The organism is Mesorhizobium sp. B1-1-5, from assembly GCF_006443065.1.
Classification (GTDB): domain Bacteria; phylum Pseudomonadota; class Alphaproteobacteria; order Rhizobiales; family Rhizobiaceae; genus Mesorhizobium.
The window spans coordinates 1-16,777 of sequence record NZ_VFWS01000112.1 but is presented as its reverse complement, the minus strand read 5'-3'; the positions used below and the strand labels follow the sequence as shown (position 1 = coordinate 16,777).

The window sequence follows — 16,777 nt, the reverse complement described above, 5'->3', positions numbered from 1 at the left end:
GCGGATGCTGTTGGCGATGATCAGCGTGACCGTGGGCCCCGGCACCAGGATGATGATGATGCAGGCGACGACATAGGTGGCGTAGAGTTCCAGCGACATCATTTCCCTCGAACAGGACAGCGCCGACTTTGGGCGGATCGCGATCAATGCACGGGATTGACGCCGGCGCAAGCTGGTCGGGCAGGGCGGCCCGTCATGCGGCCCCCGCCGCCCATGGCAGGGTCGCCTCGTAGGCGGCGCCGGCCTTGAGCACGGCGAGATCGCCGCGCGGGCGGCCGATCAACTGCATGCCCATCGGCCGGCCCTTCTCATCGAAGCCAGCTGGCACGTTGAGCGCCGGGCAGCCGCCCAGCGTGGCAAAGGCCGAGACCTGCATCCAGCGGTGATAGCTGTCCATGGCCTGCCCCGCGACCTCGCGCGGCCAGTGGGTGGTCACGTCAAAGGGGAAGACCTGGGCGGTGGGCAGCGCTATCAGGTCGAAGCGCTCGAACAGCGCAAGCAGCGTCCTGTGCCAGGAGGTGCGCCGGACGGTCGCGGCATGGATCTGCGGCGCGGTCAGGCGCATCGCCTGCTCCACTTCCCAGACGGCCTCAGGCTTCAGAAGCCCGCGTTTTGCCGGGTCGTCGTAGTGCGCCTTCAGCCCGCAGCCGCTGCTCGCCTGGCGCAAGGTGACAAAAGCCTGCCACAGCGCCTCGAAGTCGACACCCGGCACCAAGGCCTCGCTGTGGAAGGAAGCATCGGCGAAGCGGGCAAGCGCGGCCTCGCAAAGGTCGAGCACGCCGGGCTCCGTCGGCAGGCGGCCGCCGAGGTCGCCCAGCCAGGCGATGCGGCCGCCTGACGCTTTGGTCCGCAAACCTTCAAGGAACGAGCCCGTCTTGTCGTGCGAAAGCGGCGCATGCGGGTGATAGCCGGCCTGTTCGTCGAGGAGCAGCGCGACATCGCGAATGTTGCGGCCCATCGGCCCCTCGACGCCCATCTGGGAATGGAAGACATCGACGTCCGGGCCCGCAGGCACAAGGCCCTGCGAGGGGCGGAAGCCGTAGACGTTATTATAGGCCGCCGGATTGCGCAGCGAACCGCCGAAGTCGCTGCCGTCGGCGACCGGCACCATGTCGAGCGCCAGCGCCACCGCCGCGCCGCCGCTCGAGCCGCCGGCGGTCAGCGCCGGGTCGAAGGCGTTGAGTGTCGGCCCGAAAACCGGATTGTAGGTGTTGGAGCCGAGGCCGAATTCTGGAACATTGGTCTTGCCGATGATGATCGCGCCGGCCTTGCGGACGCGCTCGACGAAGAAGTCGTCCGTGTCGGGAATGAAATCGGCGAAGATCGGCGAGCCGAAGGTGGTTCTGAGCCCCTTGGTCTGGGCAAGGTCCTTGATGGCGATCGGCAGGCCGTACAGCGATCCGGCCCCGCCGCCTTGCGCCAGATCGCCATCGGCCCTGTCGGCCTCGGCAAGGACATCGGCGCGCCCGCGCAGCGAGACGATGGCGTTGACCAGCGGGTTTACCGCCTCGATGCGGTCGAGGAAGGCGCCGGCCACCTCGCGCACCGACAAATTGCGCTGCCTGATCTCGCCGGCGAGCTCGACGGCGGAGAGGCGGCAGATATCGCCGGCCGGCGGCACTGCATGTTTTGTGACCGGACGCATGGCCGCTACCGCGCCGCCGCCAAGGCTGCGTCGACATCCTTTGCCAAAGGAATCGCCGGCTGCGCGCCGGGTTTCAGGCAGGCGAGCGAGCCGGCTACGGCGGCGCGGGCAAGCGCTTCCTCAAGCGACTGGCCGGACGCCAGGCCGGCGCCGAAATAGCCGCAAAACGTATCGCCGGCGCCGACCGTGTCGACCGGGGTGATCTTCAGCGCCGGGACGGCAAGGAAATCGCCCGGCGTGGCGGCCAGCACCCCGTCGCCGCCGAGCGTGACGACGATGATGCGGCCCGTCTTTTTGGCATAGTCGCGCATGCGGGCCGGGCGGTCGCGTCCCGAAAGCGCGAGCGCCTCGCCATAGAGATCGAATTCGGTTTCGTTGGCGACCGCATAGTCGGCCTTGCCGAGGAGGCCGGCGGCTTCGGCACGGAAGGGGGCGGTGTTGAGCACGCTGACGGCGCCCGCCGCGCGCGCCGCGTCGAGCGTGGCCTCAACCGTCTGCAACGGGATCTCGTGCTGCAAGAGAACGACGTCGCCTTTCTTGAGATAGGCCTTGGCGACATCGCCCGGCACAACCGAATCATTGGCGCCCGGCACGACGGCGATGACATTTTCCCCGTCGCCGCCGACCAGGATCAACGCCGTGCCGGTGGAAGCGAAGCTCTGGCCGACACCGGACAGATCGACATTGCCGGCCCTGAGAAGGGCGAGCGCCTCGGCGGCAAAACTATCCTTGCCGACCGCGCCTACCATGCGCACTTGCGCGCCGCCGCGAGCCGCGGCCAGGGCCTGGTTGGCGCCCTTGCCGCCGGGCGCGGTGGCGAAGCCGGAGCCGCGCACCGTCTCGCCGGGTTCCGGCAAGCGGTCGACATTGGCGATGAGGTCGAGGTTGATCGAACCGACAACGATAATCAAAAAACTGCCTCCCGGTGAAGCGGGTCAGCCTGTGCTGAAAGGCGGACCTGCTCCAAGACTTCTGCTTTCTTGCGCAATTCCAGGGGAAATACATGAAGTGTTTTTCCCCTGAAATTGCAGGCTGGGCGCGAAGCTAGCCGCAAAGCCCGCCGGTTGCCAGATCATGTCGTCGCTGGCGCGATCTGGCCCACAGCATCATTCGCAACGCACAGTGACCTCCGCCTGGTAACTGCCCGCCGGGAAGATGCCCGGCGACTTCGTGGCGGTTAGATCGACCTGGATCGTATGGGTGCCGTTGGTCAGCTTTTGCGGCGAGCTGCCCGGGTTATCCAATCCCGAGCCGTCGAGGCGGAAGACGGAGGCGAAAGAGACGTCGGTGTCGCCGCCGCTCGGAGCCGAGGTGAAGGCGATCGGCGCCGGCGCGGAGACGGTATAGCAGTCTAGCAGGTTCAGGATCGAACACAGTGTCGAGTTCGCGATGATGGTTGCACCGGCGCTCGACCCGCCCGCCTGCCTGGAACCGAATATGTTGATAGACGGGTTCGACTTCATCGTTCCCGAGGCACCGATCATGATGGTGCAGGTGCCGATGATCGCCGCCTGTGCCGGGAGACAGAAGCCGGCAAGCGCTGCCATCGCAAGCAGCGCGCGGCTATTTCCGCTTCTTTTTCGTTTCATTGCCGGTTGTGCCTCGAATGCTCCAGCCTTCGTTGGCCCATCCTGCCGATGCGGCCGAGCGAGCCGTAGGAGCCTCGGAAGCCGTGGCAGCGGTGCTCGTCGTGCTCCCCGTTGTCTGACCATCGGCGCCAAGGCCCATTTTCAGGAGCTTCAATTCAAGCTGCAGGCGCTCGACTTCCAACTCGTAGAGGCGGCTGCAATCGACGCGTTTCGGCGTCCGCCCGATCGGGATCACCACGCGGCCGTATGTGGCGATGTCGCTATTGGCCTGATTGCCGCTGTTGTTGCCCCGGATGACGCCGAGGTCGAAATAGGCGCCGCTGCCCGAGACGGCTGAGCGGCAGGTCGTGCCGTCGCTGGCATGAACCTCGTCCTGGCCCTGAGGCAGGCTGACGCCGGGCAGGCTGAAACCGGTCTGGTTCTGATTCAGGTTCAGGATGTCCTCGGCAAGCCCCTGACTTACGACAGCCAAGGCGGACGGCAGGGACAAGATCAGAACCTGCGATGCCCGAAAAACTTTCCGCATATCTGTGCCCTTATCTGGGTCTGCTCGCTTGGAAAGGGGATACTCTCGGTACAGATACGCACCTTACGCTCGTTGGCGCCGTCGAACGGGACGACCACCAGAACCGGACGCGACGCCTGGCCGGCCAGAAGGAAGGCGCTTGGCGTGATCTTGGCGTCGACCGGCTGGAAATCCTGGTCATAGACATGAACCTCGACACGTATGCGCTGATTATACGGGTTGCCTGGGAAGACACGAACGGCGAAGGCATCCGCGAAGGATCGCACCTCGCCCCGCATCGGCGTCATCGACTGGCCGGTCGCGGCGATGGGAAACAGCACGGCAGTCAGGCCCGCCGCCAGAATTGCAATCGTTCTCAAGGATCACTCCTTTCGCGACAAGACTATTCGCAGCGCAGCGTCACCGTTGCTTGGTAGTTGCCGGCGGAGAAGCGGTTCGTGCCGCTCTTGGTGCCGGCAAGATTGACGGCGACCGTGGATGTGCCTGGCACCGTCAGGGCCGTCGCAGTGCCGGTTTCGGCAATCGTCTGAGCGCCGGAAGTGGCGAAGGTGGGGGTCCATGTCGTCGCCGTAACGTCCGAGGCCGGCACGGTCGTCGTGGTTACCGGGTCTACGCTGAGCGAGACGCCGCCCGTGGTATCGACCTGAGCGCTGCCGGCTGAGCCGCCGGCATTATGCGAGCTCAGCGACTGAAGATTGCTGCTGACGGTCATCGTGCCGTTGGAGTTGATCGTGACCGTGCAGGTCGCGGTGATCGTACCATTGAACAGCACATTTCCGGTGGTGGCCGCCGATGCTGCCTGGCCGGCGCAGGCGGCGAGCACGCTCGCAGCCATGACGGCGCGAAAGAACTTCATTGAGACCCCGCTTTCGAGCCGGATAATGCGGCTCAATTTGGGGTTATCTTCTCTTTATCGTGGTTAATTTAGCGTTAAGTGAAATAACAGCAGAAAGCAACTTCAAAGAAAGCCGGCAATAACCAGAGGTTGTCGCCGGTTGCATTCATGAACAAGGCTGTTTATTTGTTTGGCTTGTGCCCCTTTATATTTTGATACGCGGTTTTTCGCAAGGGTGCGAAAAAATCGATTGTTTTCAGGACGTCACTTGTCCCGCTTCCCAACCGAGGATGGCGCGCTTGCGCGTCAGGCCCCAGTGATAGCCGGTGAGCGCGCCGGACTTGCCCAACGCCCGGTGGCAGGGCACCACGAACGACATCGGGTTGGCGCCCACCGCCGCGCCCACGGCCCGGCTCGCGCTTGGTGCGCCGATGCTTGCCGCGATCGAGGAATAGGTACAGGCCCTGCCCATCGGGATGCGCAGCAATGCTTCCCAGACGCGAAGCTGGAAATCGGTGCCGATCATCACCACGCGCAGCGGCTGGTCGGCGCGCCATTGCGTCGGATCGAAGACCCGCGCGGCATAAGCCTGGGTGGCGGACATGTCCTCGACATAGGTCGCGTTCGGCCAGCGGCCGGACATGTCGGCGAAGGCAGCCCGCTCGCCGCCGGCGTCACAGAAGGCGAGGCCGGCGAGGCCCCGGTCGGTGACCATGATCAGCGCGATGCCGAAAGGCGAGATGTGATAGCCGTAGCGGATGGTGAGACCCGCGCCCCGGGTCTTATAGTCGCCGGGCGACATCGCCTCATGGGTGACGAAGAGGTCGTGCAGCCGGCCGGGACCGGACATGCCGAGCTCGAACGAGGTCTCCAGGAGCGGCATGCCTGAATCCAGCAGCCTGCGCGCGTGGTCGAGCGTCACCGCCTGCAGGAAGGCCTTGGGCGACAGTCCGGCCCAGCGCGTGAACAGTTTCTGCAGGCCGGTCGGCGTCTCGCCGACTTCCTCGGCCAGGACCTCGAGCGAGGGCTGGTCGCGATAGTCGAGGCTGATCTTCTCGATGGCGCGGCGCACGACGTCATAGTCGCTGCCTTCCGGCGTGATGTCGTTCTCAAGGATCGCGGTTGGTTTCATCCGCGTATTCATGGTCATCTGAGCGTTCATGGCAATATCTCCTTGATCGCGAATATCGGTCCTCCAGAGCTTTGCCACCACCCGAAACTTGCCTTCCCGCCATCCGCACCCAGATAGAGTCAGCTTCGCGCCGAAGAGGACGATCATGGCCGTCGAAAAGGTTGATCTGACCGGGGCAAGGGAGACCTTGCTGATGACACTCTACGGCAAGGCGTTGGAGAGCCGGCTGCCCAATTCGCTGCTCCAGGATCACTTCGCCGACGAGGCGGTGCGCAGGATCGACTATGATTTCTCAAGGCTCAAGGTCGACGGCAATCTCGGGCTGGGATTTGCAATCAGGGCGAAGACACTGGACGTCCGCGTCCGCGATTTCCTTGCGCGATATCCGGATGCGATCGTGCTGCATCTGGGATGCGGGCTCGATACGCGGATCTTCCGGGTCGATCCGCCGAAAGGCATCGATTGGTTCGACGTCGATTATCCCGACGTCGTCGCGCTCAGGCGCAGGCTTTATCCGTGCAGGGACCAGTATCATCTGATCGCTTCGTCGGTTACCGAACCGGGCTGGCTGGCCGAGGTGCCGCGCAATCGCCCGGCAATGATCGTGGCCGAGGGGCTGACGCCGTATCTCGCCGCCGACGAGGGGCCGCGGCTGTTTGCGCGGCTTGTCTCGCATCTGGCCGGCGGCGAGTTGATGTTCGACGCCTACAGCCGTTTCGGACTGAAGCTGATGCGTCTCAGCCCTGCCTTGAAGGCAACGGGCGCCGAAGTCCATTGGGCCATTGAGGATCCGCGCGAACTGGAGCGGGCCATCCCGAAACTTCGCTTCATCGGCGAGGTTCCGTCCTACAAGCCGGAGCAAGGGGCGCGCCTGGGCTGGTCCGCGCGTCTGTTCGTTGGCCTCTGGAGGCTTATCCCCGCGATGCGCAAGGTCGGCAGGCTGCTGCGCTACCGGTTCTGAAACGCTTACGCATCAGCGCGTCTTGGCGGTCGCCAGCGCGCGCGAAAAGGCGGTAGCAAAACTTTCGCGGTCGTCGGGATTGAGGAAGCCGCCAATCGCGACACTCTTGCCTTGCGCCTCGACGGCCATCTTGGTGATGCCGATCTCGCTGTGGCGGGCGATCGAGAACCGCGTCCAGAACGGGTTGAAGCGATGGTTTTCCGAGCGGCCGGAAGGCGCTGTCTTGCGAATGTCGAGACTGGTGCGCGAGACCGAGATTTCCTCGCGGGCGCGCGCAGCCCGGTAATTGGCGCGGAAAGCGATGTAGACGGCGATCACGTCGAGGCCGAAGAAGCCGAACACCGGCCATGCGCCATGGGCCAGGAAGAAAGCGCCGGTGACCGCCCAGCCGAACAGAAGCGCTCCCATCAGGATCAGGAAGCCGGTGCGGCCGAGCGAGCGGTGCGGCGTCAGCAAGGCCTGGAAAAATGGCTCGTCGGCCTGGAACGAGGCGTTTGTGTCGCTCATGAGGGAATATTATAGGAGGGAAATGGCGCCTCCCAAGTCGAAAAAATCCGCAGCTGTCAAAAAACCTCAGCCCGCTATCCCGGGCGGCGGCCGGGCGCCTGGTCGACGGCCGCGAAAAGCCGCCACGCGGTCGCTCTACAGCCCCGCCGAGGTGCATGAGATATTCCGGCGCTTTTCCGTGCAGCGGCCTGAGCCGAAAGGCGAGCTCGACTATGTCAACGCCTTCACTCTGCTGGTCGCAGTGGTGCTGTCGGCGCAAGCGACGGACGCCGGCGTCAACAAGGCGACGAAGGCGCTGTTCGCCGCGGCCGACACGCCGGCCAAGATGCTGGCATTGGGCGAGGCCAAGGTCGGCGACTATATCCGCACCATCGGTCTGTGGCGCAACAAGGCCAAGAACGTGATCGCGCTGTCGAAGGCGTTGATCGAAGACCATGCGGGCGAGGTGCCGCAGGATCGCGACGAGCTGGTGAAGCTGCCGGGCGTCGGGCGCAAGACCGCCAATGTCGTGCTCAACGTCGCCTTTGGCCAGCACACCATGGCGGTCGACACGCATATCTTTCGCATCGGCAACCGGATCGGGCTGGCGCCCGGCAAGACGCCGGAACAGGTCGAGCAGGGGCTGCTCAAGGTCATCCCCGCCGACTATATGCGCCATGCGCATCATTGGCTGATCCTGCATGGCCGCTATGTCTGCAAGGCGCGCAAGCCCGATTGCCCGATCTGCGTCATCGCCGACATCTGCAAGTCAAAGGAAAAGACCACCGACGTGCCCGCCCCGCTGGTGCCGATCGCGCCGCTGGATGAGACGTTTCCAGTCGAGGCCGTCTGACTCAGTAAAGTTTTAATATCCGTAGCCGCGCGCCATGGCCGCTGCGAAAACCGGAATGAGCAGGAAGATAAAGCCCTCGGCGCGGACATAGTTCTTCACCGAGGCCAGTTCCGCCGCCGGCACCGCGAAAGACGGATTGCCGCTCGCCTGCCTGTTCCAGGAGAGGAAGCGCATGGTCGGCACAATCGACAGCAGGCCGACGATGACGAAGGCCGCCATCTTTGCCCAGAACACCCAATTGTAGACGTAGAATTCCCAGCCTTTCAGACCGAAGAACACCCGGCAGATGCCGACGATGACGATCAGCGCGGCGATGATGCCGTAGTGGCGGTCGATGCCGGCAAGGCGCTTCAGCGTCGCCGCTGCCAGATCGCCGCGCACCAGCACGAACTCGGCGCCGATGATGCCGGCCAGCGAGAACACCAGAAGGTGATGCGCGATCGCCAGCAACAGGTCTGTGGTGTCCGTGGTTCTTCCTTCGGTCGATTTGCGTTTCTGGTCGGCTTCGCGCGCAAACTAGCATCGCCGGGCGAAAAGCCCATAGCGATGCAGCCGTGCCATGGCCGTTATGGCTGGAAGAGCCAACGCATTGGCCTGGCTCTTGATCGAGCGTGCTGTTTTGCTAAGCGCTGTCGCGTCGATGGAGGGCAATGCCATGAGCATCAAGACGGAAGCCGGCGTGCCGCTTCTCGAAACGGCGCGCACCGTTTTACGGCCGCACAGGCTGGACGATTTTGAAACCTATGCCGCCATGTGGGCGGAGCCCGCCGTCACCCGTTTCATCGGCGGCAAGCCGCGCACGCGCGAGGAGAGCTGGATGCGCTTCCTGCGCCATGCCGGCCTATGGTCGCTGATCGGCTATGGATTCTGGGCGATCGAGGGCAAGGCGACGGGGCGCTTCATCGGCGAGGCCGGCTTCCACGACCTGAAGCGCGAGATCGTGCCGTCTCTCGAAGGCGTGCCGGAGGCCGGCTGGGCGCTGGCCTCGGAGGCGCGTGGCCAAGGGCTTGCGAGCGAAGTCGTGGGGCGGATCGTCGCCTGGGGCGACGAGACGTTCGGACAGGCAAGAACTGTCTGCATCATCGATCCGGAAAACGGCGCTTCGCAGAAGGTGGCCGAAAGGAACGGCTATAAAGAGATTTTGCGGACCACCTATCACGAGAAGCCGACGATCCTGTTGGAACGGCAGGCCGGATCCGGAAAAGGAAGCGCTTAACCCGCCTTGCGGCGCAACGCCCCTGCCACTCCGTTCCACGCGTCCGCCTTTGCACCTGGACGGCTGCCCAGCACCGTCGTCGCATCGAATGGCTGGGGCCTCGCTATTGCATAGCCCTGCGCGTAATCGACGCCGATCGCCTTCAAGGCTTCGACGATGCCATCGCTTTCGACGAATTCGGCGATGGTGCGTTTTCCCGTCACCTTGCCGATGTGATGGATCATCTCGACCATCGCGCGGTCGATGCGGTCGTCGAGCATGTCCTTGACGAAGCCGCCGTCGATCTTGAGGTAGTCGACCGGCAGATGCTTCAGATAGGCGAAGGACGACATGCCGGAGCCGAAATCGTCGAGCGCGAAGCGGCAGCCCAGCCCGCGCAGATCGGCGATGAAGCGCATGGCCTCGGTCAGATTGGCGATGGCGCTGGTCTCGGTGATCTCCAGGCAGATCGTCTCGGGCGCAATGGCGTGCGCGGCGAACTGCTCGCGCATGAAGCCGAGAAACGTCTCGTCGCCGAAAGTGGCGCCGGAGAGATTGATCGCGCAGGTGGATATCGGTGTCGCGCGCGGATCGGTGCGTCGCGACGCCAATATGGCGAAGGCGTTGCGCACCACCCAGCGGTCGATCGCCGGCATCAGTCCATAGCGCTCCGCCGCCGGGATGAAGCTCTGCGGGGTGACGAAGCTGCCGTCCTCGTCGGTCAGCCTGAGCAGGATTTCGACATGCGCGCCCGGCTCGGCAGCATCGTCCCGCAGCGGCGCGATCTCCTGCGCATGCAGCCGGAAGCGGTTCTCATCCAGCGCGGCATGCAGGCGCTGCACCCAGGCCATCTCGCCGAAGCGCTCGCGCAGCGCCCTGTCGCCGTCACTGTGGAGCTGGACGCGGTTGCGGCCCTTTTCCTTGGCCATGTAGCAGGCGACGTCGGCGGCGCGCAGCACTTCCTCCAGCGTCATGCCGACATTGGCTACTTCGACCATGCCGATGCTGACGCTGATGTTGAAGGGACGCCCTTCCCAGGAAAAGTGCAGATCCTGGACCGTGGCGCGCAACCGTTCGGCGGTGGCGGCGGCGCAATCGGCATCGCAATCGAAGAGCAGCACGCCGAACTCGTCGCCGCCCAGTCTCGCCAGGATGTCGCCGGGCGGCAGCTCGTTGGCGAGCAGCGCCGAGATCTGGCGCAGCAGCTGGTCGCCGGCGGCGTGGCCGCAGGTATCGTTGACCAGCTTGAACTGATCGAGGTCGAGATACATCAGCGCGTGCCGGCGCGATCTTTCCGGCGCTTCGGAGATCGCGCTCGCCAGACGCTTCTCGAAGTCGCGGCGGTTGACGAGACCGGTCAGCGCATCATGCGATGCCTGCCACGAAAGGCGCTCGATATAGTCCTGCTCGCGCGTCATGTCTTGCAGGGCCAGGACGCAACCCAGGATCGAGCCGGAAACGATCAGCGGAGCGCCGTTCAGCGCCACCGGCACGACCGAACCGTCGGGGCGCTCCAGAAGCTGCGGGCGAACATTGGAGCGGCGCGGCTCGCCCGCCAGCAGGCGCGGGATCAGATCGGTCTCCTCGACGCCACTGTCCTTGTCCACGAGCCGGAACAACGAGGCGACCGACCTGCCTTTGACGGCGGCTAAAGAGCAGGCAAGCAGCCTTTCCGCTCCAGCATTCATGTAGTCCAGCCGCCCCTCGGCATCGGTGCTGATGACGGCCTGGCCGATCGAGGCCAATGTGATCTGAGCCCGCTCGCGCTCGGCGCTGAGGGCTGTCTGAAATGCCTGACGCTGTTTCATCAGCTTTCGCGTGCGCCAGACGGCGAGCAGGATAAGCAGCGCGGCTGTCGCGAGATTGGCCGCCGTCAGCGCCGTCTTGATGAAGCGCGACCCCTCGCCGAGACTGTCGGAGAAGGCCTTGGCGAGCGGCCCGATCTGGTGGTCGATCTGGTGGATTTGCACTTTCCAGAGAGCGATCTCGGCTGACGATGGCGGCCCTTTTACGAGCCTGCGATGCATGTCGTCGCCAAGTCTTTCGATGGCGAGGATCATCTCGTCGGCAGCCGTCCAGTGCCGGATCGCCGTGTCGAGATAGCTGACGCCGCGGAAATTCCGGAACAGCCAGATCAGGCCGGCGACATCGTCGGGATGGTTGTTGCCACCGAGAAAGCCAAGCCTGGCCGCATTCGTGTCGGGCTCAGGCTGTTCGAGCGCAAGCCGCGCGGTTCGATCGGCCAGCGGCACGGCGATGGCCTGGCGATATTCGCTGAAATACTCTTCCCGGCCGGTGTCGGCATAAAGGCTGAGGAAATAGATGGCGTGCTTCTGCCCCTTCGACCATTGGCTTTCGCCGCCGACATAGGCGCGGACGGCTGACAACGTGTGGAGGCTGAGGGTCGCAACCAGCGCCTGGATCAGGACGACCGCGACGAAGGGCCAGACCAGCCCGATGAGGCGCGGGGCAGCATCGGTCGATGAGAGCTTCATCCCATTCCCATGGCGCGTGCGCAGGCCCCCTCGGTGTCTGTCCGACTGGCTGATCCGCCGGTTGAGACGATGTTCTTCCCCACATGCCGTCCGGTTACTGGCGACATCAATCCAAATAACGTGCCTGGATTAACAGTCGATAAATTTGCCCAGTATTTGTTTCATGAGTTATTGCTCGGCAACAGAAGGACGCTTACGCGCTTGATGCCGATATTTCGTGCATAGTATCGATTTACGGTGCACGGGCGCGGAAGAAAAAGCCGGCAACATCAATCCGATAGCGCCGCGCGACAGTCGCGTCTCAGCGCCTGGTCTTGGATTTGTTGAGGGCCACGGCCTCGCGGACGAGCGACTTCAGGGCGTCGGCGTCGATCTTGTCGCCTTCCTTGAAATCGATGGCGCGCCGGGTGTTGCCTTCCAGGCTGGAGTTGAAGAGCTTCTTGGGATCGGGCAGCGCCGCGCCTTTGGCGAAAGTCAGCTTGACGACAGCCTTGTAAGTCTCGCCGGTGCAGATCATGCCGGCATCCTCCCAGACCGGCACGCCGCGCCATTTCCATGTCTCGACGACTTCGGGCGCTGCCTCCCTGATAAGAGCGCGGAGCCGGGCAAGCGTCTCGCCCCGCCAGTCGCCCAGCTCCCTGATCCGTCCGTCGATCAGTTCGGACGCAGACTTGCCGTCCTGTACGTCGCCTAGTTGCATGTCCGGTTCTCCTCGATGCTGGATAAGAGTTCGCCACCATGGCCCTTTCGGGGAGACGGCGCTTGATTTTTCGTGCGCTTACATCCGTTCGCCGGGCAGCTGGCTTGCCTGCTTCACCCAGGAGACGAACTGCTCCTCGTCGATCGGCTCGTTCTCGTGGATGTGGAAATAGCGTGTGTCCTTGCTCTTGGATTCGACAGGCGGCACCGGCTTCAGCGACAGGCCGCGGAAGAACGCCACCTTGATGTATTTGGCGAAGCAATGGATGCCAAGGAACCAGCCGTCGCCTTCCATGCCGTAGAAGGGAGAGTTCCATTTGACGGCCTTTTGCACACCAGGGACGGCCTGCATGATGAGCTGGTCGAGCCGGCGCCCGACCTCGCTCTTCCAGCCCGGCATCGCCGCGATATAGGCCTGCACCGGAGCATCGCCATAGCCTTTGGCGATCTGCGGGTTGCCGCCCGAAAGCAGGACAGGTTTCGCGTCCGCGGACTCGGCAGCCTTCGATTTCGTCTTTGCCATCAGGCCGATCCCGCGCGCTCGCCCGCCGGCTCCCCGCGCCATCTGGCGGCATAGGGCAGCACGAACATATAGAGGCCGCTGAACAGCAGCAGGAAAAGCGGAATCAACGGCGAATAGACGATCCAGGCGGGCGGCGGGCCCATGGCCATGGCAGCGAAATTGGCAATGACGGTGACGGTGAAGATGATCGAAAGCCAGCGGTGAAGCTGCCTGATCCACTTGCTCCAGTTCAATATAACCTCCCTTGCAAATGACGATACGGATCGAGCTCTCTACCAGCGCGCCAGCTGCGAAAGCTGAATGAGGTTGCCGCAGGTGTCGTTGAGCTGCGCGATGGTCGCGCCGGTCACCGCGGTCGGCGCCATGGCAAAACTGCCGCCATTGGCCTTGATGCGCTCATGATCGCTCTTGATGTCGTCGGTGAACAGCATCAGCGCCGGCTGGCCTTGCTTGAAGATGGCCTGCTGATAAGTCTTTGCCGCCGGATTGTCGTTGAGGGCCAGCTGCAGTTCGGTGCCGTCCGGATCGTCAGGCGAGACGACAGTCAGCCAGCGAAACGGCCCATTGGTGAAGTCGGCCTTCTTGGTGAAGCCCAGAATTTCGGTATAGAAGCCAAGAGCCTTTTCCTGGTCGTCGACATAGATGCTGGTCAGCTTGATCTTCATTTTCGTGCCTCCATTGCTTACGCTCGCGGTTTGCCGCCCCGCCGGGACCGTGTCTGTCTTTTGAGGCTTCGGCGGACGTCAATCGATCCGCGAAAGCAGCTGCTCCAGGGCCGTGAAGTTGCGCTTCCAGCCCACCGTGGCGCCGCGGTAATACGGCTCCTGGTCGGTGCGGAAGCCGACCTGCTCCATCCGCAAATGCGTGCCCTTGCCCGTCGGGGTGAGCGTCCAGGTGACCACGCTCTCGAGATCCTTGGTGTCCCAGCTGTAGGACAGGGTCCGGTTGGGCTCGACCGTCCGCACCTGGCAGTCGACGCCGCCCCATTCGGCGCTCATATTGAAGCGATGGTCCACGACCGGCTTGAAGCTGTTCTTCATCAGCCACTCCTCGATGAGATGCGGTTGGGTGAGCGCGCGCCAGATCTTTTCCGGCGGAAAAGGTATCTCGCGCTCGACGATGACGGAGCGCGTTGCGGCCTCATTCATTGATCCATCCTTTTGAGCAGGTCTTCCAGATCGTCGAAACGGCTTTCCCAAAACCCCGCCATGTCGCGCGTCCAGTCCATCAACGGCGCGAGCGCCTTGAGCTGGGCGCTGTAATGGGTCTGGCGGCCCTCATGGCGGTCGCGCACCAGTCCCGCCTCCTTGAGGACGCCCAGATGCTTCGACACCGCCGGCTGCGACACCCCGGCCTGGGCGGTCAGGGCTCCGACCGTCTGCTCGCCCTGGCGGCAGAGCCGTTCGAAGATGGCGCGTCGCGTCGGATCGGCGAGCGTCCTGAACAGCATATCATGCGCAGTCGTCATTTCTAACCGATAACCCGTTGGCTATTGATTGACGTATAACCATTGGGATATGCATGAGTCAAGCAGCGAATGAGGTCGCGCATCCGAAGCCGCGGCCGTGGGCCGGCACGCCGGTACGGCCGGACGCTACTGAATAGATGGTTGCTTATGCTGCGTTTGCTGACGGAACGGTCAAATCCCTCAGCAGCGTGGAAAGGTCCGGTTCGTCAATGAGCAGGGCGGCGTCGTCCGCCGGAAGCCATGCGCGCTGCCGGTTCGCGGCTTCCTGCCAGTCGACAAGCTCCTCGGCGACCTCGAGCAGATAGACCACAACGTCGACGCGAATGAAGCCGTCGGGCATGCGTTTCCAATAGGAATAGGTGCCGGCAGGCTGCTTCAGCGTCCTGCCGAGCACGCCGGCTTCCTCGCGGGCTTCGATCGTTGCCGCCCTGCGCCCGCTCTTGCCCTTCATCGGCCAGCCCTTTGGCACGATGAAGCGCCGCGTGGTGCGTGAGGTGACCAGCAACACTTCGAGATTGCCGTCTTCTCGCACCCGATACGGAATGGCCGCCACCTGGCGGATCCGTTGGCCTTTCCTGGCTCTGCGGACTGCTTTCTTCTTGGTCGTTGCCATCCCAAATTCCGGTCAGAGCAGCATCCTTGCCATACGCTATCCGCGTGGGCAAAAACCTGTTCTCCTGCAAACCCTAGAGCGTTTCACCGTTTCACGGAAACGGCGAACCGCTCCATCTCTTTAGTTTTGACGCAATTCCCGACGGAAAACCTTGTCACACTTTTCCTGGAATTGCTCTAGAACCATCGCCCTTGCAATCCTGCATTTTGCCAGTAAGTAAGTCGGCTAATAAACTGAAAAGAACAATATGTCAGCGGCAAACCCTGGAAATAATGTTGCCGGCCGATTCCATCCGACAGGTGTTGCCATATACCGGCACATCAGGTTGGCGCCTGGGCGGGGCCGGCCGGTCGAGCTCGCGATAGATTTGCTGCTGCTGCTGGTATTGCTGCCGCTGCAAGCGGTTCTGCAACTGCTGCAGCTCATTCTGCTGCACCAATGCGTTGCGATTCGTCGGGACGACGATCTGCGCATAAGACGGCGTAATCAGACAAACCGAGGCGGCCAGCACGGCGCCTGCCAGAACAACCGGACGAAGCATCCGCAAGGCTCCCATACGAAAAACCATGCGTTTCATATAGTGCGGATGGCCAATAACGCTATGGGCAACTGCGAAACGTGATGCGGCTCACGCAAGCCGCGCGATAGACTATGGCGCGACGCCGGCGCTGGAGATCGGGGCCGACATCCCGGTCAGCGCCATCGCCAGTTCCCGCATCTACGGAAAGGCCGGCGTCGAGTTCTCCACCAAGCAGTGGGAGATCGAGGGGCGTTTCGCCGCCGCCGAGAATCTGCCCGGCAATCCGGCATTGCACTTGACGGAAGCCATCGATTCGCCGCTCTATCGGGTCGGCGCCGGGCTGGAGCTCGATGGCGTCAACGGCGTCGGGTTGGCTGTCAGGTACAACGACGCCTTTCGGCAAACGGTCAAGCAGAATGCGGTCAGCGCGTCTCTGAAGGTCAGCTTCTAGCTGACGCGGGCGGCGGCCAAGAAGGGATCTCATGAGGACGAAATACGCGTATCTCGCGGCGATGATGGCAACCGCCTGCATCGCCGGTGTGCCGGCGGCGGGACTTGCCGCGCAGAATAAGACCGACAAGGTGGCTCCAGCGGCCCAGCCCACCGGCGCGGCGGCCAAGCCGCAACTGCCGGGCGGAGCCTCGGCGCTGTCGGAAACGCATGGCGACTGGACGGTCAACTGCCAGGTCACCGGCACCAACAAGGTCTGCAGCCTGTCGCATCAGCAGTTCAACAAGCAGAGCGGCCAGCGGCTGCTGGCGATCGAATTGACGACCAAGACCGGCCAGGACGCCGCCGGCACGCTGGCGCTGCCCTTCGGGCTCGCCTTGGCCAACGGGATCTCGTTCGAAATCGACGACAAGAAGCTGGACGGCACGTTGCAGTTCAACACCTGCCAGGCGGTAGGTTGCCTGGTACCGGTGACGTTCGATGCCAATATCACGCCGTTGCTGCAGAACGGCACCACGCTGAAGGTCAACGCCACGGCGGCCGACACTGCGCAGCCGATCTCCTTCACCATCTCGCTCAACGGTTTTGGCAGTGCGCTCGCCCGGACGGCGGACCTGTCGGCGGACTAGCTCGTGGGGATCGCTGCTGTGTGTGAGCGTGCGCGCATGCAGGGATTTCACTCAAACGCCCGTCGCGATCGTCAATCCTATGGCGGAGCAAGGAGCGAAGCGACGCGCAGACCATAGGATCCATGCCGTGACCTCGAAGCGCTGTAACGGTGCAGGTT

The 16,777-nt window shown here is 63.5% G+C and carries 23 protein-coding genes and 1 pseudogene; 5 read left to right on the top strand and 19 right to left on the bottom strand.

Going from position 1 to position 16,777, the window contains the following annotated elements:
* The 8 genes and pseudogenes from FJ980_RS35510 to FJ980_RS24355 all read right to left on the bottom strand — a co-directional run.
* Nucleotides 1-99: pseudogene (locus tag FJ980_RS35510) on the bottom strand (LysE family translocator); the annotation flags it as partial.
* Nucleotides 100-193: 94 nt separating this feature from the next.
* Complete coding sequence (locus tag FJ980_RS24385) at nucleotides 194-1,645, bottom strand: amidase (protein WP_140546273.1); 1,452 nt, start codon at nucleotides 1,643-1,645, stop codon at nucleotides 194-196.
* Nucleotides 1,646-1,650: 5 nt separating this feature from the next.
* Nucleotides 1,651-2,556 carry a ribokinase gene (locus tag FJ980_RS24380; RefSeq protein WP_140546272.1) on the bottom strand — a complete coding sequence of 302 codons (906 nt, stop codon included), beginning with the start codon at nucleotides 2,554-2,556 and terminating at the stop codon, nucleotides 1,651-1,653.
* Between the two features lie 195 nt (nucleotides 2,557-2,751).
* A complete protein-coding gene (locus FJ980_RS24375) occupies nucleotides 2,752-3,234 on the bottom strand; it encodes a hypothetical protein (RefSeq protein ID WP_140546271.1) in 483 nt (160 codons plus the stop codon).
* Nucleotides 3,209-3,760: a hypothetical protein gene (locus FJ980_RS24370; protein ID WP_140546270.1), complete on the bottom strand. Its 552-nt coding sequence runs from the start codon at nucleotides 3,758-3,760 to the stop codon at nucleotides 3,209-3,211. The genes FJ980_RS24375 and FJ980_RS24370 overlap by 26 nt, the downstream gene beginning before the upstream one ends.
* Nucleotides 3,727-4,119: a hypothetical protein gene (locus FJ980_RS24365; protein ID WP_140546269.1), complete on the bottom strand. Its 393-nt coding sequence runs from the start codon at nucleotides 4,117-4,119 to the stop codon at nucleotides 3,727-3,729. The genes FJ980_RS24370 and FJ980_RS24365 overlap by 34 nt, the downstream gene beginning before the upstream one ends.
* Nucleotides 4,120-4,142: 23 nt before the next feature.
* Nucleotides 4,143-4,616, bottom strand: a complete 474-nt coding sequence (locus FJ980_RS24360) for a hypothetical protein (protein WP_140546268.1) — start codon at nucleotides 4,614-4,616, stop codon at nucleotides 4,143-4,145.
* A 235-nt stretch (nucleotides 4,617-4,851) separates the two neighbouring features.
* The gene (locus FJ980_RS24355; RefSeq protein ID WP_176477139.1) at nucleotides 4,852-5,757 is read right to left on the bottom strand and encodes a methylated-DNA--[protein]-cysteine S-methyltransferase; all 906 of its coding nucleotides are present in this window, start codon (nucleotides 5,755-5,757) and stop codon (nucleotides 4,852-4,854) included.
* Between the two features lie 115 nt (nucleotides 5,758-5,872).
* Between FJ980_RS24355 and FJ980_RS24350 the strand changes: the two genes are divergently transcribed.
* A complete protein-coding gene (locus tag FJ980_RS24350) occupies nucleotides 5,873-6,688 on the top strand; it encodes a class I SAM-dependent methyltransferase (protein WP_140546267.1) in 816 nt (271 codons plus the stop codon).
* 12 nt (nucleotides 6,689-6,700) lie between these two features.
* Here FJ980_RS24350 and FJ980_RS24345 read toward each other — a convergent pair whose 3' ends face one another.
* The gene (locus FJ980_RS24345; RefSeq protein WP_140546266.1) at nucleotides 6,701-7,195 is read right to left on the bottom strand and encodes a DUF2244 domain-containing protein; all 495 of its coding nucleotides are present in this window, start codon (nucleotides 7,193-7,195) and stop codon (nucleotides 6,701-6,703) included.
* Nucleotides 7,196-7,217: 22 nt separating this feature from the next.
* Between FJ980_RS24345 and nth the strand changes: the two genes are divergently transcribed.
* The gene (gene nth, locus FJ980_RS24340; protein ID WP_140546265.1) at nucleotides 7,218-8,027 is read left to right on the top strand and encodes an endonuclease III; all 810 of its coding nucleotides are present in this window, start codon (nucleotides 7,218-7,220) and stop codon (nucleotides 8,025-8,027) included.
* 12 nt (nucleotides 8,028-8,039) lie between these two features.
* Here nth and FJ980_RS24335 read toward each other — a convergent pair whose 3' ends face one another.
* Nucleotides 8,040-8,477 carry a DUF2214 family protein gene (locus FJ980_RS24335; RefSeq protein WP_246676537.1) on the bottom strand — a complete coding sequence of 146 codons (438 nt, stop codon included), beginning with the start codon at nucleotides 8,475-8,477 and terminating at the stop codon, nucleotides 8,040-8,042.
* 205 nt (nucleotides 8,478-8,682) lie between these two features.
* On the opposite strand from FJ980_RS24335, the gene FJ980_RS24330 reads away from it, so the two are divergent.
* Nucleotides 8,683-9,243 (top strand): GNAT family N-acetyltransferase, encoded by a 561-nt coding sequence (locus FJ980_RS24330; RefSeq protein WP_140546263.1) that lies wholly within the window; start codon nucleotides 8,683-8,685, stop codon nucleotides 9,241-9,243.
* Here the strand turns inward: FJ980_RS24330 and FJ980_RS24325 are convergent.
* From FJ980_RS24325 to FJ980_RS24285, 9 genes are all read right to left on the bottom strand, one after another.
* Nucleotides 9,240-11,717, bottom strand: coding sequence for an EAL domain-containing protein (locus FJ980_RS24325; RefSeq protein WP_140546262.1), 2,478 nt, complete (start codon nucleotides 11,715-11,717; stop codon nucleotides 9,240-9,242). The two genes, FJ980_RS24330 and FJ980_RS24325, sit on opposite strands and share 4 nt — an antisense overlap.
* 301 nt (nucleotides 11,718-12,018) lie before the next feature.
* Nucleotides 12,019-12,417, bottom strand: coding sequence for a DUF1801 domain-containing protein (locus FJ980_RS24320; protein ID WP_140546261.1), 399 nt, complete (start codon nucleotides 12,415-12,417; stop codon nucleotides 12,019-12,021).
* A 78-nt stretch (nucleotides 12,418-12,495) separates the two neighbouring features.
* Entirely contained in the window at nucleotides 12,496-12,939 is a 444-nt protein-coding gene (locus FJ980_RS24315; RefSeq protein WP_181176034.1) for a DUF1801 domain-containing protein, read from the bottom strand.
* Nucleotides 12,939-13,172 carry a hypothetical protein gene (locus tag FJ980_RS24310; RefSeq protein WP_140546259.1) on the bottom strand — a complete coding sequence of 78 codons (234 nt, stop codon included), beginning with the start codon at nucleotides 13,170-13,172 and terminating at the stop codon, nucleotides 12,939-12,941. Before FJ980_RS24310 ends, FJ980_RS24315 begins: the two co-directional genes overlap by 1 nt.
* A 39-nt stretch (nucleotides 13,173-13,211) precedes the next feature.
* On the bottom strand, nucleotides 13,212-13,604 hold the full coding sequence (locus tag FJ980_RS24305) for a VOC family protein (protein WP_140546258.1): 393 nt from the start codon (nucleotides 13,602-13,604) through the stop codon (nucleotides 13,212-13,214).
* A 78-nt stretch (nucleotides 13,605-13,682) separates the two neighbouring features.
* Nucleotides 13,683-14,087 carry an SRPBCC domain-containing protein gene (locus FJ980_RS24300; RefSeq protein ID WP_095769285.1) on the bottom strand — a complete coding sequence of 135 codons (405 nt, stop codon included), beginning with the start codon at nucleotides 14,085-14,087 and terminating at the stop codon, nucleotides 13,683-13,685.
* Nucleotides 14,084-14,407, bottom strand: coding sequence for a metalloregulator ArsR/SmtB family transcription factor (locus tag FJ980_RS24295; RefSeq protein WP_040990288.1), 324 nt, complete (start codon nucleotides 14,405-14,407; stop codon nucleotides 14,084-14,086). Before FJ980_RS24295 ends, FJ980_RS24300 begins: the two co-directional genes overlap by 4 nt.
* A gap of 145 nt (nucleotides 14,408-14,552) precedes the next feature.
* Nucleotides 14,553-15,020 (bottom strand): NUDIX hydrolase, encoded by a 468-nt coding sequence (locus FJ980_RS24290; RefSeq protein ID WP_140546257.1) that lies wholly within the window; start codon nucleotides 15,018-15,020, stop codon nucleotides 14,553-14,555.
* A 250-nt stretch (nucleotides 15,021-15,270) separates the two neighbouring features.
* Complete coding sequence (locus tag FJ980_RS24285) at nucleotides 15,271-15,561, bottom strand: hypothetical protein (RefSeq protein ID WP_246676536.1); 291 nt, start codon at nucleotides 15,559-15,561, stop codon at nucleotides 15,271-15,273.
* A gap of 274 nt (nucleotides 15,562-15,835) precedes the next feature.
* Here FJ980_RS24285 and FJ980_RS34780 point away from each other — a divergent pair, with 274 nt between their 5' ends.
* Nucleotides 15,836-15,991, top strand: coding sequence for a hypothetical protein (locus FJ980_RS34780; RefSeq protein WP_181165087.1), 156 nt, complete (start codon nucleotides 15,836-15,838; stop codon nucleotides 15,989-15,991).
* A 31-nt stretch (nucleotides 15,992-16,022) separates the two neighbouring features.
* Nucleotides 16,023-16,619 (top strand): invasion associated locus B family protein, encoded by a 597-nt coding sequence (locus tag FJ980_RS24280; RefSeq protein ID WP_140546256.1) that lies wholly within the window; start codon nucleotides 16,023-16,025, stop codon nucleotides 16,617-16,619.
* Nucleotides 16,620-16,777: the final 158 nt, after the last annotated feature.